Source organism: Cupriavidus sp. 05L310 (genome assembly GCF_056398185.1).
This window is the reverse complement of sequence record NZ_JBFTOX010000023.1, coordinates 71,041-91,321: the sequence shown is the minus strand read 5'-3', so window position 1 is coordinate 91,321 and position 20,281 is coordinate 71,041. Positions and strand designations below refer to the sequence as shown.

The window sequence follows — 20,281 nt, the reverse complement described above, 5'->3', positions numbered from 1 at the left end:
CGCCCGGCGAGGGCGGCGTTCGTCCATGACACCCGGCCTCAGACGATCTCGCGCGTTTCCATGAACTGCAGATTGGGAAAGCGCTCCTGCGTCAGGCGCAGGTTGACCATGCTGGGCGCCAGGTAGACGTGGTCGCCCGCGCCGTCGAGCGCCACGTTATGGCCGGCCTTTTCGATCAGCTTGTCGATCTCCGCGGGATCGCCCTTGAGCCAGCGCGCCGTGGCGCAATCGTGCGACTCGAAAATCGCGTCGACGCCGTACTCATGCTCCAGGCGGTGCGCCACCACGTCGAACTGCAGGATACCCACGGCGCCCAGCACCAGGTCGTTGGAAGCGATCGGGCGGAACATCTGCGTGGCGCCTTCCTCGGCCAGCTGCTGCAAACCCTTTTGCAGTTGCTTGACCTTCAGCGGGTTGTTTAGTCGCGCGCGGCGGAAGAACTCGGGCGCGAACGAAGGAATACCAGTGAACTTGAGCGCTTCACCCTCGCTGAACACGTCGCCCAGGCGGATGGTGCCGTGGTTGGGCACGCCGATGATGTCGCCGGCATAGGCCTCTTCGGTCGTATTGCGGTCCTGCGACATGAAGGTGATGGCGTTATTGATCGCCATGGTCTTGCCGGTGGACACGTGCAGCAGCTTCATGCCGCGCTCGAAACGGCCCGAACAGACACGCACGAAGGCGATGCGGTCGCGGTGGCGCGGGTCCATATTGGCCTGGATCTTGAACACGAAGCCGGTGAACTTGGGCTCCTGCGGCTCCACCACGCGCGACTCGGCATGGCGCGCCTGCGGCGGCGGCGCCAGCGCGCACAGTGCGTCGAGCAGCGATTGCACGCCGAAGTTGTTGACGGCCGAGCCGAAGTACACCGGCGTCTGCTTGCCGCTGAGAAAGGCGTCCTTGTCGAAGGCATGCGAAGCGCCGCGCACGAGTTCGATCTCGATGCGCAGTTCCTCCGCCTGGCTGCCCAGCACGCGGTCCAGCTCCGGGTTGTCCAGCCCCTGGACGATGGCCGAGGTGCCCTTGTCGCCGTGCGGATCGAACAACTGCACGCGGTCGTCGATCAGGTGGTACACACCGCGGAAAGACTTGCCCATGCCGATCGGCCAGGTCATCGGCGCGCACTGCATCTTCAGCACGTCCTCGATTTCGTCGAGCAGTTCGATCGGCGAGCGGCCTTCACGGTCGAGCTTGTTGATGAAGGTGATGATGGGCGTGTCGCGCAGGCGGCAGACGTTGAGCAGCTTGATGGTCTGGGCTTCGACGCCGTTGACCGAGTCGATCACCATCACCGCGGAGTCCACCGCGGTCAGCGTGCGGTAGGTGTCTTCCGAAAAGTCCTCGTGGCCCGGCGTGTCGAGCAGGTTGATGATGTTCTCCTGGTAGGGGAACTGCATCACCGAGGAGGTCACCGAAATGCCGCGCTGCTTTTCCAGTTCCATCCAGTCGGAGGTGGCATGGCGGTCGGCCTTGCGCGCGCGCACTTCGCCCGCGACCTGGATGGCGCCGCCGAACCACAGCAGTTTTTCGGTCAGGGTCGTCTTACCCGCGTCAGGGTGCGAAATGATGGCAAAGGTGCGACGACGCGCAATTTCGGATACGAGCGAGCTCACGGCAGTGGATTCGGCAAACAGAAGATGAAATAAGGGCCCGGGGCGCAGCGGACCGGCGCCAGGGGCCGGCGCGACCATCAGCTTGCGGTCGGGGGCCGGGCACTGCGGGCATGCACGAAGGGAATCGGGCCGTATTTTACCGGTTCGCGGGACCAGCGGCGCGGGGATCGGGCGGCACGCTGCCGCTTTGCCCTCTCAGGCTGCCGAATTGCAGCGCGTACTGGCGAGTGAGTTCGGCACCGAAGAAGAAAATTTGCGCCGAATAATACACCCACAACATCAGCGCCACCACCGAGCCGGCCGCCCCGTAAGACGTAGCCACGGCACTATTGCCCAAGTAGAGGCCAATCAGCCGCTTGCCCACCGCGAACAACAGGGCGGTGATGACCGCCCCCATGATCACATCGCGCCAGGCGATGCGCGCGTTGGGCAGCATCTTGAAGATCACGGCGAACAGCAAAGTGACCACGCAAAAGGAAAATGCCGTTGAGATCGCTTCGGCGACCGGCGCAAACCACGATTGCGTCCACAACTGCCCCCAGAACCGGTCGATCACGGCCAGCGCGGCATTGACGATCAGCGACACCAGCAGCATGAAGCCCAGCACCAGCACCAGGCTGAACGACAACAACCGCGCGCGCAGCAATTGCTGCCAGCCCGCGCCTTGCGGCACGGGCGCTTGCCAGATCTCGTCCAGGCTGCCCTTTAGCTCGGCAAAGGCGCTGGTGGCGCCGACGAACAGGATGCCGGTGGCGATGGCGGCGGCCACCCCGCTACCGCCGGCGCGATGCGTGGCGGCAAGGATTTGCTGAACGGCCGCCGCGCCCTGGGCGCCGACCAGGCCCTCGATCTGGGCGAATATCTCGCCGCGTGCCGCCTCCGCGCCGAAGAAGAGGCCGGCAATGGAAATCACCAGCACCAGGATTGGCGCCATCGAGAAAAGCATATAGAAGGACAGCGCCGCGCCCTTGCTGGCGGCACGGTGCGCCAGCCACGAGCGTATCGCGGCCAGCACCACGCTGACCGTGCGCGCGGCGGTATGGCGATTGGGCAACCAGTTGCCATTGCCGCCCGGGCGTTGCCTGGGCGGCTTGTGGTCCAGGGACCGGTCGGGGGAATCGGCTGGATTCACGCGTGGATCCCGTTATTGATCGGCGCCGGCGAGCGGCCCCGCAGGGGCGGGGCCATGAGCGCCGTTGTCATAGGCGGCGCTAGCGCCGGTCCTTGCTCAGGCCCCATATCAGCGACACCATGAACAGCACGATGAAGATGAGGAAGACAATTTTGGCGAACGCGGCCGCCCAGGCGGAAATGCCGCCAAAGCCGAACAAGGCGGCAATCACGGCGATGACGAAGAAAACCACGGCGTAGCGCAACATGATGCGACTCCAATGCAGCCATCTCCCGTCTTGTTATCCGCTCCAAGGTTCATGATACCGCCCATCGCACGCTTTGCCCAAGCCGCCCGCGGCTCGGTTTTGGCCCGATCCCGGCACCAGCAGCTAGACTGAAAGACGGGCAAGGCGCCATTTCGCCGCGCGCGCACGGCGTCACCGGACCGTTGAGCGCCATCCCCAACGTGCAAGCACCGTCCTCCAGCACGCAACCCTTTGACAGTCGGAAGGAGGCACCATGAACAGAAGGACTATCCACCGCCTCGGGACCGCCGTCTTCCTGGCGCTCGGCCTGCTCGCCGCCGCTGGTTGCGAACGCAGCCAGCCGGGCCCCAAGCCGATCTCCAGCGGACCCGCGCAACACGCCGGCGGCACAGCGCAGGGTCTGCCAGGCGCGCCAGCCTGAGCGCATCGCCAGCTTCGCAACCGCGCAGGGCAGGCCAGCGTGGCCGGTGCGGCCTGCGTGGCACCCATGCTCCTGCAAGCTCAGGGCGTACCCGTTTCTGCGTAGGGACCATCGCACCCCGCGGACGGCGTTGCGCGTGGCAAACGGGGGTTGCGGGGCACAAAAGCGGCCGGCAGCAAAGGCAGGCGGGCGCGCCAGCCACCGCCGGCCTTGTTTCAGCAATGTAACCGGCGCCCGCCCGCCCGTCGGGGCACACATGGCGCGGCGTCTGGCCTGATCCATCATGGCTGGGCGGTAGATCGGCAATAGCTTACAACCGGCTTCACTGCCAACAGCGTGTTTCAGTGCTGCAACCAAAATGTCCCCCCTTTTGCGGGGAACTTACACACGATCTGGCAACCCACCCGCAAACCCTTGCCAGCGCTGGATCCCAGGGTATTGGCACGCTTGTCGCTCTACTCCGCAGAGGGAGATATAAAAAAATGACGCGACGAGTCCTACAACGCGGGAGTGAGTTCTGCCATGCGTCAGCCGCCTGCGCGAATGACGGCACGAAGGCGCTCGTATCGACTGGCGCGGCCTGCGCCCTCGGTCTTGCAGCTTTTGTCGCCGCCTTTGCTTCCTTCTCCGCGAGTGCAGATCCAGGCGATATCGTCGTTCTGCGCAGCGTCGAGCCGCACATTGCCTATCGCGGCATTCCGCAGGGGGACATGCCGGTAGCAGCCGCTGTCGAGCCGTTTCCGTCCGCCCGTTTCCAGCAATCCACAGCCGCCGTGGTGAGCGACCTGACCGACAGCGATCTCGCTGCCGCGGTGGGCCGCAGCACCGGCGGCACCGCCGTGTCCGGCACCAGCCAGTCTGCCACCGGGCGGCTGGTCGTGGTATCCAGCCAGATCGAGGGCCTGGCCAACGGCAGTGGCGCTGGAGGCGTCTCGGGCGGCATCGCCGGCCAGATCGCGCAAGCTACCGGCAACATGAGCGGCGCCCTGATGCGCGGGCTGGCGCCGCTCGCGGTGGGAGGCCGGCCATGACCCTTACCCACGCTGCCGTTCTGGCCAGCCTTTTACTGGCCAGCCTCCCATCCCACGCCCAGGGCACCGACACCGACAGCGCGCGCATGGATACGGGCGCGCTCGCCGGCGTTGCCGGGCGTGCCGCCGTTAACCTGGCCGCCGGCAGCGGCAATGCGCAAAGCAACCAGGCTGCCATCGCGGACATTGGCAGCGCTACGGTGCAGTCGCGCCAGCACGCTGGCGCGTCCGTGACCGCGGGCGGCGCCGTGAGCCAGATCGGCAACGGCGCATTCGCCAATGGCAGCGGACTGCTGAGCGCCAACGTGGCCAGCGGCAACGGCAACCTGCAAAGCAACGCGGCAGTGCTGGCGCCGGCCGCCAGCGTAAGGATCGAAGCCATCTCCGACGGCCTGCTCGCCGCGGAATCGGCCGGAGGGAGTCGCCCGGGTTCAGCGGGCCACGCAGCGGGACCCCGCGAGGCAGTCATCCAGCCGGATGCCTACCGCAACGCGACGGGCCTGGTGCAGCTGAACCAGACGGCAGGATCGGGGAATGTCTCGTCCAACGTTTTTGTGCTCCGTCCCCCGGCGGGCACTTTTTTCTAAGCAGGGAAGGAGAAAATCATGAAAACGAAAATCCTCGCCATCGCAGCGATAACCGCGCTTTCCACCAGCGCGTTTGCGGGCGGCTTCAGCTATTTCGATCGGCCGGACGATGCCGATATCTTCAACCAGACCGCCATCAGCAACGACATCTACGTCCGTGGCTTCGGCTTTGCCTGGGGCGACATCCGCTTCAAGTCCGAGTCGGGCGCGGTGGTCAACAGCCAGCAGAGCGCGCGCGACAATAACGTGCGCATCGGCCCGTCCAGCAATAGCGCATCCGGCGGCGGCAACGCGCTGTTCAATGCGCAGGGCAATATCGGCGTGAACATTTCCGCAGGCGCGGGTAATGGCCAATCCAACCAGGCCGCGCTGGCCAGCATCGATGCGTCGGACGTGTTCGCCTCGGCGCAGGTTTTCTCCAGCCAGAAGACCGGGGATAACGGCGTGCATATGGTCGGCGCGGCGAACAGCGCCAGCATGGGCGACAACATGCTGGCCGGGGCCAAGGGCAATGTCGGTGTGAACATCGCTGCCGGCGCCGGCAACCTGCAGAGCAATTCGCTGGCCGCCTCGGTCAATACGGGCAGCGGCAACAGCGGTGGCCGCAACGGTGCGCCAGTCGGCGTGCTGGCCAAGGCGACCGCCTCAAACGACCAGACGACTTACGGCAACGATCTGTCCATGTGCGGCTGCCGGCCGAGCAACGCTGCCACGCTCAGTGGCAGCGCCCTGGTCAACGCAGTCGGCAATATCGGCGTCAACATCGCCGCCGGCGCCGGCAACGCGCAGAGCAACGGGCTCGCGATTTCCACCGCGGCCCATTGAAGCAGGATAAACGCGGCAGGAGAGCCGGGTACCGGGGGGTACCGGCTCATCCCGCCCAACGGGGGGATGTGTCATGCGCGCGCTATTCCGCATGGCCGGGGCATGCGTACTGCTAGCAGCGGCACTCGGCGCTCACGGTCAGAGCACGATGACAATCGACATCGACGGCCAGCCGATGCTCAGGAAGCCTGTCAAGAGCATGCTCGAGATGCGCTACCAGAACATGATGCGCCAGCAACTAGACTTCAGTTGTGGTGCGGCCGCGGTGGGTACGCTGCTTCGCTACGGCTATGGCTTTGACCTGGCGGAGCCCAGGATCGTCGAGGACATGCTGCGCATCGCCGACGCCGACACCGTGGTCAAGAACGGCTTCTCCATGCTCGACATGCGCAACTACGTGGAGACGCTCGGCCTGCGCGGACGAGGTTTCCGGGTCGACTACAGCGCCCTGCGGCAACTCAAGATCCCGGTCATCACCCTGCTCGACGTCAACGGTTACCTGCATTTCGTGGTGGTGCGCAAGGCAATAGACGGGCGCGTGTTCGTCGCCGACCCTGCGCTGGGGAACCGCATCATCAAGGAGGAGGACTTCGCGGCCAACTGGAACGGCCTGGTGTTCGCCATCGTCGGCCGGCCGTTCGACCCGAACTCGCCGCTGCTCAACATCACCGCGCCTGCCTTGCGCGAGCGGACCAACGCCGCGCTGGCCGGCGGCATGGTGCCCGCAGCGCTGGACTTTGGCCTGATCCGGATGGATTACTTCTGACATGGACGCCGCGCTTCGCCTCCTCTGCCTGAGCTGCTCGGCCAGCGTGGCGCTGACCGCATCGGCCGCCGCCCGCGCCTCTGCCGTGACGGACGACTTGAGCGAGGTGGTTGCCTCGCCGGTCATGGCAGAGCTCGTCGGTGACGACGAACTGGCGGCCGTGCGCGGCAAATACATGGGTGCGAGCCTGGTCAGCGGCTTCGTGGTGGAGATGGTCTCGCGCTGGCAGAACGACACGGCGATCGCGACGGCGAGCGCGCGCGTGGCGGCCGCCAACCTGGCCGCCGCCAGGGCGGTTTCCCAGGCCACCGCCAGCCTGTCGGCGCAGGTGCAGAGCCTGGCGCCTGGCAACGTGCAGGGCAATGGCGGCGTGGCCAGCTCCGCAGTGCAGGTGGCGGGCGTGGGCCAGGTCACGCAGATCGCGGGCGACGCCAACTCAGCCAGCAACGTCAGTACCATCACGACGCAGACCGCGCCCATCCAGGCGGCGACGGGCAACAGCAACCCGGCACCGCAAGTAGCTCAGGGCAACGGCATCACTGCCAGCGCCACGATCGCTGCTGGCGGTGGCGTCTCGGTGGCCATTCAATCGGCCGCGGGCAGCGCCACGCAGAATGCGCAGACCGGCAGCCTGATGCAGACCGCGCGCATCACCGGCGACGCGCAGCAAGTGCTCAACCTCACCAACATCACGCTGCAGGTGCAGCAACTGTCAAGCCGGCAACTGACCCAAACCAGCATGCGGGACGCACTAGCGGCGATGGCGACGATGCGACGATAATCCACCATGCAAGGGCTGGCGCACCCGCATCGCGCCCATTCAGATTTCCGGGGGGAAAGATGAAGAACGAATTCGCTCTGTTGGGTACCCTGGCGGGTACCCTGATCTCCACTGGCGCGTGGGCCCAGGTCAGCGTCCAGCCCAGCACAGACGAGCGGATCGAACGGCTGACGAATCTGGTCGAGCAACAGCAAAAGACCATCAAGGCTCTCGAGCAGCGCCTGAACGACCTGGAAATGGTCGGGGCGCGCGGACGAGGGGTGGCAGGGGGAACGGGGAGCAGTGCCGAGGGGAACGCTGGTGGTGCCATGACCGCCGCCGGTGTTCCCTCATTGGCACAAGAGGCCAGCCCTGCCACACCTGGCGCGACAGCCGCAGCCACCGCGACTTCCGGCAGCGATACCCCTGTAGTGGGTTCGGATGCGCGCGAAACCCAGCAGCAGGCACGCGTGCAGAGCAAGGATCTGGTCTACCAGAGCGAGCACGCGCCGCTATTCGAGCGGCGCCTGACCATCGACAGCGGTTTCATCTATAGCTACTACGACCGGCGCGCGCTGTCGCTGTCCGGCTTCCTGGCACTGGATGCCATCTTCCTCGGCACCATCAATCTCAACCAGACCAAGTCGTACACGCTCACCTACGACACCATCGCGCGCTATGGTCTCTCCGACCGCTTTTCGATGGATTTCGACCTGCCGCTCATCTACCGCAATACCAATTTCCTCTCCGGCGGTGCGGGCGGCTCCGCCTCGAACCTGTCCGACGCGACGCTCAGCACGGCAGCGCCGGGCGACATCAGCATGGGGTTGTATTATCAGTTCCTGCGTGAGAGCGGCGCGGCACCCGACGTCGTCGGCAGCATCCGCGTACGCGCACCCACCGGGCGCTCGCCGTTCGGCATCAAGCTGGTTCCGGCGGACCCCAACAACAACAATCTCAATATCGCCGACCAGTTGCCCACGGGCAACGGCGTATGGGCCGTTACCGCCGGCCTGTCGCTGCTCAAGACCTACGACCCGGTGGTGCTGTTCGTGAATGCCAGCTACACCTACAACATCAAGCGCTCGGTGAGCGATATTTCCTCGGTGCAGGGACAGGTCACGCCGGCCGACGTCAAGCTGGGCGACACGTTCGGCTTTGGCGGCGGCCTCGCGCTCGCGCTAAACGACCGCACGTCGATGTCGCTGGCCTTCAATGCCTCCATTTCGGGCAGCACGCAGGTCACCACCGCCGGCGTTACGCAGACCGTGATCGGCAGCCGATCCAATGTGGCCACCATGACCTTCGGCTTGAATCACGTGATTACCAAAGGCTGGTCGGTGAGCGCCGCGATCGGCCTCGGGCTGACACCCGACGCGGCGAACTACACAGTGACGCTGCGCTTCCCTTATACGTTCTGAATCGGGTAGGTCGCTCCCGTCCCCTCCCCCAAAAAAAAGGCGGGCCGCAGCCCGCTTCCGTCCTGTATGCCGCTTCTGCGGCGATGTGTTGTTAGTCGCCGGCGCCGGGGCGCGCTTCGATACGGATATTGTGCTTGTGCATCAGCCGGTATAGCGTGACCCGCGAGACGTTGAGTTCGCGCGCGGCCGGCACCACATGGAAGCCGTGACTTGCCATCACGGTACGGATCGCCTCACGCTCAGCCTCTTCGCGGATCGCATCCAGGGTCTTGCGCGGTGAGTCGCTGCCACCGTGCAGCTGCAGGTCCTCCGCGGTGATCTTGCGGTTATCGGTCATCACGATGGCGCGCCGTACCCGGTTGATCAGTTCGCGTACATTGCCGGGCCACTCATATTGCATCATGGCCTGGGTGGAGCACGGCGAAAATCCGCGAATGCGCCGGTGCGCCTCGTGGCCATGTTCGGCGAGTACCGAGTTGGCCAGTAGCAGGATGTCCTCGCCGCGTTCGCGCAATGGCGGGATCGACAGGGTCAGCACACATAGCCGGTGGAACAGGTCGGCGCGGAAGCGACCGTCCGACTGGGCCGCCACCAGGTCCACGTGTGTCGCCGAGATGATGCGCAAATCCAGCGGGATCGACTGGTGCCCGCCTAGCCGGGTGATAGTGCCTTGCTGCAAGAAGCGCAGCAGGGCTACCTGGCTTTCCAGGGGCAGGTCGCCAATCTCGTCGAGGAACAGGGTACCGCCCTGCGCCTGCTCGATCCAGCCTATCTTGCGCTGGTTGGCGCCGGTGAACGCGCCCTTCTCGTAGCCGAACAATTCGGACTGCACCAGGTGCGGCGGGATTGCGCCGCAATTGATCGCCACGAACGGACCTTTGCGGCGGCTCGAGGCTTCATGGATGGCTTGCGCCGCCAGCTCCTTGCCGGTGCCGGACTCGCCGGAGATAAATACGGGCGCCTCGTTGTGCGCCACCTTGGCTAGCGAGCGGAACATGGAACGCATGGCCGCGCACTCGCCGATCATCGGTCCGTGGCCGATCAGTTCGTGGCTGCGGGCGCCATGCAGGCAGGCCATGCCGTGCGCGTGCTTGAGCGTGTAGAGCAGTTCGCTGAACGAGAACGGCGTGCGCACGTAGTCCACGCAGTAGTCGCGTATCAAGCGCCGCACGCGTTCGTCTTCCAGCATGCGCGACGACGTGATCGCCACCCACATCACGTGCAGGTATTGCAGGCTTTGTTCGAGCTGCATCAGGTCGGCATCGCTGTATTCGCTCTCGAGATCGAGCACGCCAGCCATCGGCGCGCTGCCCCGTACGACCCGGCTCAGATCCCGGATCTGCTGAATATGGCGAATCTCCCAGCCGGAGCCGAACTGGGCCGGGTCAAATCCATAGGGTTCGTGGCGCGATACGACCAGCACCTGTGCGGTGCGTGTCGCCGCCTTGCACAGTCGGTCCATAACGTTCTCCCTGACATTGAGCACTTTGACTATTCCAGCTTCCGCCACGGCCGCGCTCTGATGCGGGCTCTGTTTGCGGCCAAGCTGAGTCGGTTGGGGAGGCTCCCCCACGCGCAACGTCGGCATTACGATTTGGACTGGCTGCGGGACTGCTCGCCGAGAATGGCGGTGTGGTCGCCCCCGGCCTGGAGCTGCTCGCGAATACGCCGGCGCACCTCGTCTTTCTCGCGCGTCAGCTCGCTGCGCGGTGCCTCCAGCGACTGGCCCGAGTAACGGCAATAGAGCGCCTTGTAGGTCAGTTGGCTAAGGATCCATTCCTGCAGCAACTCACGCTGGCGGGACAGTTCGCTTTCGAGCGAGCGTTGCCGCTGCAGCAATTGCTCGATCGCTGCCCGCACATGGGGCGGCAGCGTCTCGTCCTGGCTCAGGAATGCGTCGACGGTACTGGCGGCAGGATCGCCCCGCTCGCTGATGCGGCTTCGGCGCGGTGCCTCGGCTGCGGCTTCTCCCAAAGCCAACCAGGCACGGTGAATGGACAGGCTGGCGGACTCGCTGATGGGCCCCATGGCGGGTCGCCGGATTTCTCCTGCGGTCATGATGTGATCCCCGTTGAACAACACCCCCGGCACTACACGTTCGCGATTACCACTTATGTTTGATCTTATTGTTTGCTTTTCTAATCGGGCGGGCGTGTATCCGCGCGCTCCTTTCGTGGTGGCGAAGCCATCTGGACGATGGTCTGATCGTTCAGTCCTTGCCGTCTGTGTGCGGTGGACTTGTTTCTGTCTAAATTTTCAGGCCTGACTACACTGCGCCAGCGGCGCGACCCCGGAGTGCCGGAGTCAAGAAGGGGCGCCCTTAAAGCGCCCCGCTATCTGCCACGCCTCTAGTTCAGTGCATTTGGGCCTGTTTGTCCAGCCCTCAGTATGGGCACTCAGCCGAATATCATCCTTTCGTATGAGCCACATGACCACGATCATCTGCCTTGCGAGGTAATTAGCCACTTACTTTTTGTGTAAAAAGAACGACAGTTCGGGAGCCTGGCAAGCCCCGGGCACGTTTCGGCGGGTGCGCAGAAACGGGTACGCCCCAGCGATCCCGGAGGCGGCAATGCGCTCCGCGGGCGACGCAGAAACGGGTACGCGCGTCGCCGCGGGCCAATCGCGGTTGCGGGCTCAATGCCCCGGCAAGTGATAGAACTTGAAGACAAAGACAGCGGCGATGATCCACACCAGGACCGGGACCGTGCGGGCCTGCCCTGTCAACAATTTGAGCCCCGCATAGGTAATGAAGCCAAAAGCCACGCCCTTTGCCACCGAATAGGTGAAAGGCATGCCAGGCGCGGTCAGCATGGCGGGTACCACCTCGGTCGCATCGCTCCAGTCCAGGTCCACCAGCTCGCGCAACATCAGGCGAGACACGTAGAACTGCGCCGGCGCCGTGGCATTGCCGGGCACGGTGCCCGCGAGCGGAGCGATGAACCGGCTGGCGAGAAAGAGCGTCGCCACCGTGACCGCGGTAAGCCCGATCCATCCACCTGCCTGCACGCCTGATGCGCTTTCGATATAGGCGGTGGTGGACGACGAGGTGCCGAGAAAATATCCCGGCATGATCGCCGTGCTATCGGCCATCAGTGCCTTGTTAAGCCGGTCCATCTTGCCCGCCTTTAGCAAGCCGGCGCGATTGGCCACGCCCATCAGGGTGCCGGTGGCGTCGAACAACTCCGCCAGGAAGAACACCAGCACCACATTGATGATGCCGATCGACAGGGCGGCGGAGATATCGAGCCTGAGCAGGGTCGGCGCAATGGAGGGCCATGGAACGTGTTGTCGCCGACTACGAAGCTAAGGATGGTGGTAAGCAGGATGCCGATCAGGATCGCGCCTTTGACCTTAAGGTGATCGCGTGCCAGGATCACGAAGAAGCCGGCGGTGTAGGCCATGGTCAGGAACGTGGTTGGCCCGGCCAGCAACTCGATGCGCGCGTCGGTCGGTGCTCGCTTAACTTGAACAAGCGCTCCACCTGCGAAACTCCGGCGGCACCGGCGGGTAGACTGGTTTGCTGGCGGGTTCCTGCCCGGGCTACTGACGCTGCGCATGTGCGGCCAAGCGTACTGTCTAGCAATTTCTTCCCCCCGGCACCGCTGCCGGCCAATAGGCATCATCTGAAAAATGTGATGATCCCACGACGATCGGCAGTGGATCCGGGCAGACATCCAGAATCACCCTACCTTGACGCTGACGCTAATCCGCCGTATAAACCCCGCTAGATTCAAGCGACGAGGCAACAGCACATTCGTTAGCCACCGTCATGGTACTTCCGTTGTCCATGGTGTCCTTTCCTTGAGTTGCTTTGCTCGGATACGCGTGAGCTATCCGTTTCTTTTAAATTTTTCCCAGGAAAAGCAATACCATGCAAACCGGTATCGTTAAATGGTTCAACGACGCCAAGGGCTTCGGTTTCATCAAGCCGGACGCTGGCGGTGACGATCTCTTCGCGCACTTCTCTGAAATCCGCTCGGAAGGTTTCAAGTCGCTGCAGGAAAACCAACGTGTGTCGTTCGAAGTCAAGAACGGCCCGAAGGGCCTGCAAGCCGCGAACATCACGCCGCTGTAAGCAATAGACTGGCACCCCGCCCTGGGGTGCGCCCAGTCAGGAAAACCCCGCCTCTCGAGGCGGGGTTTTTTTTCGCCCGCGCGTACTGCGTGCGCGGCGGATCAGTCAGGCATGGCCCTCCACCCACTCGGCACGCTACGGCGGACCGCCAACCGTGCGGCATCCATGCCGGCAGCGCAGCGCACTGGCGGCCCCAAGCAGTGCCATTGCGCCGCCGCCTGCCGGCCCAAATCAGCCCCATTGGCGAAAACGCTCCCGGCAACGCACGCAGAAATGGGTACGCTTGCCTGCGGCGGGGCTAAAGAGAACTCCCGGACCCCCCAAATCACTCCGCAGAAATGGGTACGCCCAAGGCGCATTGAGCACCCGCGGCCATTCCCGATGGCCAGAAACCACGCAGAAATGGGTACGCCTCATCATTCGGGCGCTTCGCGTCGGCAACTAAGCGGCGTTTGCCGGCTGTGACGCAGCAAGTCATCACGCAGAAACGGGTACGCCCTGCGCCAGATCTGCCCTCCACGCCCCCAAGGCTGGGCGAATACCTCTCCGCAAGCGGCGCGGTGATGCAACGCCGCAACGCAGAAACGGGTACGCCCCCTCATTTTTTGGGCCAGGCCAATCACTAGTGCAAGCGCGCCCGTCGCGCAGAAACGGGTACGGAGCGCGGCTTTCGGGCACCGTGACGCAGTTGCCCCCCTCGCGCAGAGCCCCCGCGTCACCTGGCGCCACGCCAATTCCTTGCCGCGGCGAGGAAATCCGTGCTCCCCCGCAGAAATGGGTACACCCAGACGCGACGACGGTGTTCCTTCCGTCGCAGAAATGGGTACGCGCCCGTCAAGTCATCGCGCGCCGCCGGGGCACGCCACCATCCCCTCACCACCAACAGCACGCAGAAACGGGTACGCCACCGGAAAGCCTTTAATTTATTTATGATCCTTGAGTGCAAGTACTCGCTTTCAGTAAGAAGCTTGTGTATAATGGAAAGGAGAACCAGCTTGCGGGAAATAGTGGCAACGGATATACGCAGAAACGGGTACGCGGTGAGCGGAAACCTGGCTTGTTGGGCCCGCAGAAACGGGTACGCCAAGCACTGTGAAGCAACGGAATCCACGATTCGCAGAATTGGGTACGCCGCAGAAATGGGTACGTTTTGAGTGCGCCAGGGCGCCGAACCTCGGATTTCAAATAGCTCCACGCAGAATTGGGTACGGAAATGGAACGGCAAGCACCCTTGTTACGCAGAATTGGGTACGGGCGCGATGAAAAAGGGCTGTGGCGGGATAGGCGGCGTACCCGTTTCTGCGGGGATAACTAGTCCGCAAACCGGATCCCAACGGCATACGTGACGAAAAGCGCCCTTGATGCGCAGAAACGGGTACGCTTTTGGCTCGGGTGGCTGTGGAAAAGCCTGTGGGAACAGCGACTTATCCCCGCAGAAACCGGTTCGGGCTTTGCGCTGAAACGGGTTCGGTATACCGCAGAATCAGGTACAGCACTTCGCAGAATCGAGTACGGTTTCACGCAGAATCGGGTTCGGCGAGGCCATATTTCCGCTTAAGAATCAGAGCCTTGGGGGCTCCGTATACGGTTTACAAGTAGTTAACCCATACTCTTATCGTTTACCGGTAGCTGATGGGTTGCCGTCCGTGGACAACCCTCCGGGGTTGCCCACCGCCGGCAACCATGCGACCAGTCTGGAGACCCCCCCACCCCAAAACACGCGGCATTGCAGGAAATTCGTCTACTGAACCCGTTTCTGCGTGACAAGGCTGTTGGCTTCGCGTAAAAAGTCGGGTATTCCGAAGCACGCCAATATGCCGATCAAACGCAACCAGACCATCCTTGGGTCTCGCGGTCCCGCCGATGTGGACAGTGAGCCCTCCCGCATCATCGTTCCCGGCGACGAGAACAGTCTGGTTCCGTCCGAAAAATTCCAGCGGCTCTTTGACGAAGCCCAGGCCATGGAGCGTGAAGACGCCTGGCAAAGCGGCGAAGTCGGCTTTCTGAGCCGGGCCAGTGTGCAAGTCACCTTGCCTTATCGGGCGCCAAAGGGTGCTCCCCCTGTGTGGACGCGGACCAGCGGGAATATTTCGCTGATGATCCAGCCTGGCTATTTCACTCAGCAGCGTTCAGAAAAAGCGAGCAATGGTCGCCAGAAACTGGTATCCGAGACGGTGTCGCTCGGGTATCCCTACGGCTCCTATCCGCGCCTTATGCTTGCCTGGATCGGCAAGGAAATCATGGCCAAGAAAAAGCGAGGCGAGTTTACGGGAACCGTAGAGGACCGTCGCATCTCGCTTGGCAACTCCTTGTCCGAGTTCATGTATAACCTGGGCATTCCGATGGCCACAGGAGGTAAACGCGGCACCATGACCCTGGTGCGGCAACAGATGATCCGTCTGTTCTCCGCCACAATTGCGATCGTCCAGAACAAGTCAACGCCCAGCCAGAACCAAAACCAGAGCCACGAACCCCTTTCGATTGACCGTGTTGGCTACCTGCTGGCAGACCAGCTGTCGACGTGGTGGGATCCCATGCAGCCTGGCCAGGGGTCCATGTTCGAGAGTTTCGTGGTCTTGTCGGAGCCGTTTTTCAATGAACTGGTTAATCGGCCAGTTCCGGTGGATATGCGTGCGTTGAAAGCACTCAAGCAATCCCCGTTCGCGCTCGATGTTTACTCCTGGCTAACCTACCGCTTTTTCACGATCCAGCGCCGCACTGAGATCCCCTGGGAAGCCTTGCAGATGCAATTCGGCACGGAAACCGAGAGCGAGCGTAAATTCCGCGCACTGTTCCGCAAGGCGCTTAAGGATGTGCTGGTCGTCTATCCAGGCGCCAAGGTGGACGCCGATTCCTCCAAGGCGCTGATCCTGCAGCCTTCCCGGACGAGCGTTCGCAAGCTGGCCTGATCCTGGCCACACGTGGTGCGGAACCCGCGGGCTGATCCAGCCCGCGGGTTTTTTGTTACTGGAGGATATTGTGCCTGCGGACGAAGGGAGCGTCGTGTGGCTGTCCGCGGGTCTTGCCTGGCGGGCACTTCCGATGGGGGAGCCGTCGCGGAGACGGTGCCTAGGAACAGGCGGTCGGGGAGGCGTGGCCTTCCGGCTGTGTAAACACAAAAGGCAAGCGAAAACGCTTGCCTTTTGCTTTGCTGACCACGCATGGCCCGGGAGCCTCGCGTGATCGGCGATTTCGGCGTGATTCGTGAGATCAGGCCGGCTTGATGGCGGATGCCTGCAAGCCCTTCGGGCCCTGCTTTACTTCAAACGTGACGCGCTGACCATCCTTGAGCGTCTTGAAGCCCGAACCCTGGATTTCGGAGAAGTGCGCGAACAGATCCGCACCGCCGTCGTCCGGGGTAATGAAGCCAAAGCCCTTGGTCTCATTGAACCATTTGACCGTACCGGTTGCCATGTGAATTTCCTTTCGAAGCAAGTTCTTGTACACAACGCTAACAACGCTAACAACCGTTCAAGCACGCTAAGTTCTCGTAGTTACCGAACGGACGCCGACGAGGTGACACGACTTGACTCGACTGTAGCGGGCATCATAACCAGTTTGTCTAGTTGTGTCATGTGCGCCGAAAGACGCACTATCGATACTTTAGGCGTATTTCATGCCGCATTTCAAGTGGAAATCTTTCATTTCCATAAAGCGAAATGTTTCCACTAATTTTATATTTTAAATATAAATTCAAAAAACAGTTGAGCCAGCACGTCACTTTGACTAAAGTTGCGGCTAGAGTTAATCGCGCTTTCAGCGCTGAAAGAGAGGTCTTAGTGCCAGCAAAAATCATCACGGTCTTTAACCAGAAGGGCGGGTGCGGAAAGACCACGGTCAGCATGCATCTCGCGGGTACGCTCGGTTTGCGCGGCGCACGCTCGATGCTGGTAGACATGGACGAGCAGGGCACCGCGACGCGTTGGGCCGCGCAGGCGAGCGACGAGCGACCCTTTCCAGCGTCGGTAATCGGCCTGGCCCCGTCTGGGGGTGCCATGCATCGCGAGGTCAGGAAGTTTGTGCAGGACTACGATTACATCGTGGTGGACTGCCCCCCAGCCGTGCATTCGGCGGCTCCCTCAAGCGCCCTGTTGATCTCCGATCTGGCGATCATTCCCGTCGTTCCGTCTCCTCCCGATCTCTGGGCTGCCGTGGCGGCCAAGACGCTGGCCCAGCATGCGCAGGTCCAGAACGAGACGCTCCGCATCCGCGTGATGGCAAACATGGTCCAGCGGCGCGTTTCCATTGCACGCCAGGCGATTGAAATATTGGGCGACGATTCGGAGGTGCCCCTGATGCATTCCATGATCGGCTCACGTTCGGCTTTCCGCGAATGCCAGGCGATCGGGTGCACGGTGCATGGTGTGGCGGGCGCGCGCGAGTCCGTGCAGGAAGTCGACATGATGGTCGACGAAGTCTTGTCTTTGATTGAGCAATAGGTATGGCAACAAAATTGAAAAGCCTCAAGGCAGGCATGCTGGCCGGAATGGCGGCCGAAAAGACGCGGGGCGACGCGCTCGACCGCTTTGCCCGTGCCGAAGCGGCAATTTCGCAGCATCCCAATGGTCTGTTGCAAGCGCGCAGCCGCGAGCCGAATCCCATTTTCAGCGCTGAAAGTGAGATGGAGGACGAGGGGGACGGGCGGATCCTGATGAAGGTTCCTCTGGCGCAACTGCACGACAATCCGTTCAATGCGCGCCGCATCTATGATCCGGTGGTGGTCCAGGAGCGGGCCGCTTCCATAGCCACGCATGGTCAGAAGACGCCGGGCCTGGCTACGCCGGATCCGGCGCGTCCAGGGCACTACATCCTGATCGATGGCCATTACCGCAAGCGCGCGCTGGCATCGGCGGGAAAGCTCGAGATGGAATGTTTCGTCGAGAGCAACCTGAGCGATCTCGATTTCTATCGCTTGTCCTTCCTGCTCAATGAACAGCGTTCCGACCAGTCGGCGCTGGACAATGCAATCGCTTGGCGGCAACTCCTCGACGAAGGCAAGGTCCAGAAGGAGGAAGATATCTGCGAGCTGACTGGCATGTCCGCCGGGACCGTCAACAAGACCCTGGCGCTGTTAAGGCTCCCGGATTCTGTGTTGGGTGTCATGCGCGAGCGGCCCAGTGCAATCGGCATTGCGACCGGTTACGAACTGACTCTATATTGCAAGATCGTGGGAGAGGACCGTACCCGCGACCTCGCTGCCCGGATCATGGCGGAAGGCTTGTCCAGCCGCGAGGTCGAGGCCATTCGCAAGCATGCACAGGAAGGAAAAGCGCGCAAGATCAAGGAAATCAGTCGCCAATATAAGATCCGGAGCGATGGTGGCCTATTGCTGGGAACGATCAAGGAGTGGGATTCCGGCCGCGTGATGCTGGACGTCCAGGTGGGCGATCGCGGCGCCCGCGAAGCCCTGGTTGAGGCACTCAAGGCACGCTTCGGCCTGGACAAGCCTGCGGGCTGATGGCTGGGCGGCAGCATAGGGGACGGTCGCCGCGGCACGTTCGTCCACGAGGCGTCATCCGATGGCCGGTGTCCCCGACGCGATGATACCGGCCGCGGCCCCTGCATCGGGCCCGCGCGCGCCGGCCCGTGCCATGCGGGTTCGCCGCCCCGCAAGATCACGCGGAGAGCGCGCCGCGAATCCCGCATCTTCCTCTTCGCGATAGCGTTCGATCGCCTGGCTCAACAGCGCGTGCAGGCCCCGCACCGAGTAACCGGCACCTGGCGACACGTCGGCTTTGCGCCTGGCTCGCCCGGTGGGTGGCAGCCGGGGAGGTCCGATCAGCACGATCGGTTGGCCAGCCTGACCGTGCCAGTCCAGTCCGCGGTCTTGCCAGTGACGCTCCAGCGCGATGCGTGCCGGAGCGCTGAGTGCTTCATCTCCACAGCCGGGTTCGCCGGCCATGCCGAGCTTGTCGCGCGTGAATGTCGTCAGGTCGGCAAAACCAATATGTTGCTCCTGGAGCAAGCGAACCGCGGCCTCGGCTGCACGGTACCGCAGCCCCTCGGCGTCCCGCCCCCGAGCAGCCAGCCACTCCAGAAACCGGGAAAGGGAATCGAGCGAGAGCGGGCTGCCCACGCCGGCAGGCACCGCGGCACGTTGCGCGTTGGCCCGTGTCTCGGGCTGCCAGACATGGTCCGCAAGATACCCCTGAATCTGCAGCCACTCAAATAGCGCACCAAGGATGCGCGACGCGTGAAGCACGCTGCTTTCCGACAGCGGACCGGTGAACGGACGCCAGGCTGCCGATTCCCTGGGAGCGCGCGGTCCGACCCATAGCCGGACGGGGCCGGGATTGCGCAGGAACCCAAAGTACTCCAAACGATCCTGGCCGTCCAACGCGGCCAGCGGCTTACGCCGGTCCATTGCGGACCAGAGCAGCAGCCTCTCGGCTTCCTTGCGATAGGCCAACCAGGTACTCCGTTGCGCGCGATTGGCTGCAAGCCACCCGTGGACGGCCGCAAGATCGCTACTAAAAGAGCCTGTTACATCACTATTATGTTGGGTTATCTGCGCTGTCGCGGACCCCTCCTCGCGCATGAGTTCGAACGGCACAAGCTGGCGCAGCCGGGGCCCCAGCGCGGCCTCCGTCAAGCGGCCCTGGGCGCCAAAATGCTCGCGCAACAGTGGCTCGCCCCGCTCGTCCCTGACGACATCGCGATGATCGGCCAGCCAGCGGTTGATGACCGTCCCGGCGAGCGCCCCGATACGCGGAACCGAGCGCCACCACGCACTGCCGTGGCGATTGGCGAGTTCGACTAAAATGTGCAGATTGGATATCTTTTGGGCGCGTAAACGTCGCGCCAGGGCGGGAGCAAACCATAGCTCGATGCCATGATCCGCACGCGGCCGTGCGGTGCCGAGCCGCTCCAGTTCGGCCAGGGCTTCCACGCGCCGGTCCATGCCCCGGTTGGAGCGGCCGGGGCCGAGCTCGAGCAACTCGGCCAGATCCTGCCTGTTATGCAGGTGCGCCAGTTGTACCATGCGGTCACGCAGGCCGAGCAGCAAGCGCAGTGCGGACTCGCCACCGGCGTCGTCATCGCCGTCGTCGGACAGGTAGCGCCCGGCAACCATCGCGGCCGGCATACCCTGCACGTAGGCGCGGACGGCCGCAAATTCGCTACGGGTGAGACTCAGATTGGGGGCCTTACCGGGCTGCATGACAACGCCCAAACGGGCAGCTAAGATATTGATTCATAAGGCACTTAAGCGATCGCTAAATGCATCCGGGTAGAAATGCATAGTGAAATTTAATGCCGATAATTATAGCGCCGAATCCGTGCGGCCATCCCCGAATCGCGCCTGCCACAGGTTTCGACGTCGCGCGGTTCGGTAGCGTACATGGCGCGGTTGGCATCGCGCGACACCCTTTGACGGGTGTAACCCTCTCTTGCATTCACCC

At 63.1% G+C, this 20,281-nt stretch carries 18 protein-coding genes and 1 pseudogene; 11 read left to right on the top strand and 8 right to left on the bottom strand.

The genetic code is table 11. From position 1 onward, the window contains the following. Nucleotides 1-38: 38 nt before the first annotated feature. The 3 genes from AC1DS6_RS18195 to AC1DS6_RS18185 all read right to left on the bottom strand — a co-directional run bounded on the left by AC1DS6_RS18195 (nucleotide 39) and on the right by AC1DS6_RS18185 (nucleotide 2,992). On the bottom strand, nucleotides 39-1,613 hold the full coding sequence (locus AC1DS6_RS18195) for a peptide chain release factor 3 (protein ID WP_441626202.1): 1,575 nt from the start codon (nucleotides 1,611-1,613) through the stop codon (nucleotides 39-41). Between the two features lie 136 nt (nucleotides 1,614-1,749). Continuing rightward, entirely contained in the window at nucleotides 1,750-2,715 is a 966-nt protein-coding gene (locus tag AC1DS6_RS18190; protein WP_477102884.1) for a YihY/virulence factor BrkB family protein, read from the bottom strand. A gap of 109 nt (nucleotides 2,716-2,824) precedes the next feature. After that, nucleotides 2,825-2,992 (bottom strand): DUF1328 domain-containing protein, encoded by a 168-nt coding sequence (locus AC1DS6_RS18185; RefSeq protein ID WP_045236439.1) that lies wholly within the window; start codon nucleotides 2,990-2,992, stop codon nucleotides 2,825-2,827. Nucleotides 2,993-3,245: 253 nt separating this feature from the next. Here AC1DS6_RS18185 and AC1DS6_RS18180 point away from each other — a divergent pair, with 253 nt between their 5' ends. The 7 genes from AC1DS6_RS18180 to AC1DS6_RS18150 all read left to right on the top strand — a co-directional run bounded on the left by AC1DS6_RS18180 (nucleotide 3,246) and on the right by AC1DS6_RS18150 (nucleotide 8,803). Continuing rightward, a complete protein-coding gene (locus tag AC1DS6_RS18180) occupies nucleotides 3,246-3,413 on the top strand; it encodes a hypothetical protein (protein ID WP_441626200.1) in 168 nt (55 codons plus the stop codon). A 482-nt stretch (nucleotides 3,414-3,895) separates the two neighbouring features. After that, nucleotides 3,896-4,444 carry a hypothetical protein gene (locus AC1DS6_RS18175; protein WP_441626198.1) on the top strand — a complete coding sequence of 183 codons (549 nt, stop codon included), beginning with the start codon at nucleotides 3,896-3,898 and terminating at the stop codon, nucleotides 4,442-4,444. Then, nucleotides 4,441-5,031 carry a hypothetical protein gene (locus tag AC1DS6_RS18170; protein ID WP_477102869.1) on the top strand — a complete coding sequence of 197 codons (591 nt, stop codon included), beginning with the start codon at nucleotides 4,441-4,443 and terminating at the stop codon, nucleotides 5,029-5,031. The genes AC1DS6_RS18175 and AC1DS6_RS18170 overlap by 4 nt, the downstream gene beginning before the upstream one ends. Before the next feature lie 18 nt (nucleotides 5,032-5,049). Further along, nucleotides 5,050-5,856: a hypothetical protein gene (locus tag AC1DS6_RS18165; protein WP_477102868.1), complete on the top strand. Its 807-nt coding sequence runs from the start codon at nucleotides 5,050-5,052 to the stop codon at nucleotides 5,854-5,856. A 73-nt stretch (nucleotides 5,857-5,929) separates the two neighbouring features. Continuing rightward, nucleotides 5,930-6,622, top strand: coding sequence for a C39 family peptidase (locus AC1DS6_RS18160; RefSeq protein ID WP_441626192.1), 693 nt, complete (start codon nucleotides 5,930-5,932; stop codon nucleotides 6,620-6,622). Nucleotide 6,623: 1 nt separating this feature from the next. Next, nucleotides 6,624-7,403, top strand: coding sequence for a hypothetical protein (locus AC1DS6_RS18155; RefSeq protein ID WP_441626190.1), 780 nt, complete (start codon nucleotides 6,624-6,626; stop codon nucleotides 7,401-7,403). Between the two features lie 59 nt (nucleotides 7,404-7,462). Next, nucleotides 7,463-8,803, top strand: a complete 1,341-nt coding sequence (locus AC1DS6_RS18150) for a transporter (RefSeq protein ID WP_441626188.1) — start codon at nucleotides 7,463-7,465, stop codon at nucleotides 8,801-8,803. 91 nt (nucleotides 8,804-8,894) lie between these two features. On the opposite strand, the gene AC1DS6_RS18145 is transcribed toward AC1DS6_RS18150, so the two are convergent. The 3 genes and pseudogenes from AC1DS6_RS18145 to AC1DS6_RS18135 form a co-directional block, all read right to left on the bottom strand. After that, nucleotides 8,895-10,265 (bottom strand): sigma-54-dependent transcriptional regulator, encoded by a 1,371-nt coding sequence (locus AC1DS6_RS18145; protein ID WP_035875198.1) that lies wholly within the window; start codon nucleotides 10,263-10,265, stop codon nucleotides 8,895-8,897. Nucleotides 10,266-10,390: 125 nt separating this feature from the next. Further along, on the bottom strand, nucleotides 10,391-10,861 hold the full coding sequence (locus AC1DS6_RS18140) for a hypothetical protein (protein ID WP_441626184.1): 471 nt from the start codon (nucleotides 10,859-10,861) through the stop codon (nucleotides 10,391-10,393). Between the two features lie 579 nt (nucleotides 10,862-11,440). Continuing rightward, nucleotides 11,441-12,195: pseudogene (locus tag AC1DS6_RS18135) on the bottom strand (solute carrier family 23 protein); the annotation flags it as partial. Nucleotides 12,196-12,677: 482 nt separating this feature from the next. Between AC1DS6_RS18135 and AC1DS6_RS18130 the strand changes: the two are divergent. Together AC1DS6_RS18130 and AC1DS6_RS18125 are read left to right on the top strand one after the other, a co-directional pair. Further along, a complete protein-coding gene (locus AC1DS6_RS18130) occupies nucleotides 12,678-12,881 on the top strand; it encodes a cold-shock protein (protein WP_035875195.1) in 204 nt (67 codons plus the stop codon). A gap of 1,814 nt (nucleotides 12,882-14,695) precedes the next feature. Then, nucleotides 14,696-15,790 (top strand): replication protein RepA, encoded by a 1,095-nt coding sequence (locus AC1DS6_RS18125; RefSeq protein ID WP_035875187.1) that lies wholly within the window; start codon nucleotides 14,696-14,698, stop codon nucleotides 15,788-15,790. A 301-nt stretch (nucleotides 15,791-16,091) separates the two neighbouring features. Here AC1DS6_RS18125 and AC1DS6_RS18120 read toward each other — a convergent pair whose 3' ends face one another. Continuing rightward, nucleotides 16,092-16,295, bottom strand: coding sequence for a cold-shock protein (locus tag AC1DS6_RS18120; protein WP_006159056.1), 204 nt, complete (start codon nucleotides 16,293-16,295; stop codon nucleotides 16,092-16,094). Nucleotides 16,296-16,660: 365 nt separating this feature from the next. Here AC1DS6_RS18120 and AC1DS6_RS18115 point away from each other — a divergent pair, with 365 nt between their 5' ends. Then, a complete protein-coding gene (locus AC1DS6_RS18115) occupies nucleotides 16,661-17,320 on the top strand; it encodes an AAA family ATPase (protein ID WP_035875292.1) in 660 nt (219 codons plus the stop codon). A gap of 2 nt (nucleotides 17,321-17,322) precedes the next feature. After that, the gene (locus AC1DS6_RS18110; protein WP_441626181.1) at nucleotides 17,323-18,339 is read left to right on the top strand and encodes a ParB/RepB/Spo0J family partition protein; all 1,017 of its coding nucleotides are present in this window, start codon (nucleotides 17,323-17,325) and stop codon (nucleotides 18,337-18,339) included. Nucleotides 18,340-18,393: 54 nt separating this feature from the next. On the opposite strand, the gene AC1DS6_RS18105 is transcribed toward AC1DS6_RS18110, so the two are convergent. Continuing rightward, complete coding sequence (locus AC1DS6_RS18105) at nucleotides 18,394-20,040, bottom strand: phage integrase family protein (RefSeq protein WP_441626179.1); 1,647 nt, start codon at nucleotides 20,038-20,040, stop codon at nucleotides 18,394-18,396. Nucleotides 20,041-20,281: the final 241 nt, after the last annotated feature.

Excerpts from the sequence above, each read along its gene's own strand:
- AC1DS6_RS18185 (WP_045236439.1), bottom strand. The coding sequence starts at position 2,992 with ATGTTGCGCTACGCCGTGGTTTTCTTCGTCATCGCCGTGATTGCCGCC.
- AC1DS6_RS18180 (WP_441626200.1), top strand. The coding sequence starts at position 3,246 with ATGAACAGAAGGACTATCCACCGCCTCGGGACCGCCGTCTTCCTGGCG.
- AC1DS6_RS18175 (WP_441626198.1), top strand. The coding sequence starts at position 3,896 with ATGACGCGACGAGTCCTACAACGCGGGAGTGAGTTCTGCCATGCGTCA.
- AC1DS6_RS18170 (WP_477102869.1), top strand. The coding sequence starts at position 4,441 with ATGACCCTTACCCACGCTGCCGTTCTGGCCAGCCTTTTACTGGCCAGC.
- AC1DS6_RS18165 (WP_477102868.1), top strand. The coding sequence starts at position 5,050 with ATGAAAACGAAAATCCTCGCCATCGCAGCGATAACCGCGCTTTCCACC.
- AC1DS6_RS18160 (WP_441626192.1), top strand. The coding sequence starts at position 5,930 with ATGCGCGCGCTATTCCGCATGGCCGGGGCATGCGTACTGCTAGCAGCG.
- AC1DS6_RS18155 (WP_441626190.1), top strand. The coding sequence starts at position 6,624 with ATGGACGCCGCGCTTCGCCTCCTCTGCCTGAGCTGCTCGGCCAGCGTG.
- AC1DS6_RS18150 (WP_441626188.1), top strand. The coding sequence starts at position 7,463 with ATGAAGAACGAATTCGCTCTGTTGGGTACCCTGGCGGGTACCCTGATC.
- AC1DS6_RS18145 (WP_035875198.1), bottom strand. The coding sequence starts at position 10,265 with ATGGACCGACTGTGCAAGGCGGCGACACGCACCGCACAGGTGCTGGTC.
- AC1DS6_RS18140 (WP_441626184.1), bottom strand. The coding sequence starts at position 10,861 with ATGACCGCAGGAGAAATCCGGCGACCCGCCATGGGGCCCATCAGCGAG.
- AC1DS6_RS18130 (WP_035875195.1), top strand. The coding sequence starts at position 12,678 with ATGCAAACCGGTATCGTTAAATGGTTCAACGACGCCAAGGGCTTCGGT.
- AC1DS6_RS18125 (WP_035875187.1), top strand. The coding sequence starts at position 14,696 with ATGCCGATCAAACGCAACCAGACCATCCTTGGGTCTCGCGGTCCCGCC.
- AC1DS6_RS18120 (WP_006159056.1), bottom strand. The coding sequence starts at position 16,295 with ATGGCAACCGGTACGGTCAAATGGTTCAATGAGACCAAGGGCTTTGGC.
- AC1DS6_RS18110 (WP_441626181.1), top strand. The coding sequence starts at position 17,323 with ATGGCAACAAAATTGAAAAGCCTCAAGGCAGGCATGCTGGCCGGAATG.
- AC1DS6_RS18105 (WP_441626179.1), bottom strand. The coding sequence starts at position 20,040 with ATGCAGCCCGGTAAGGCCCCCAATCTGAGTCTCACCCGTAGCGAATTT.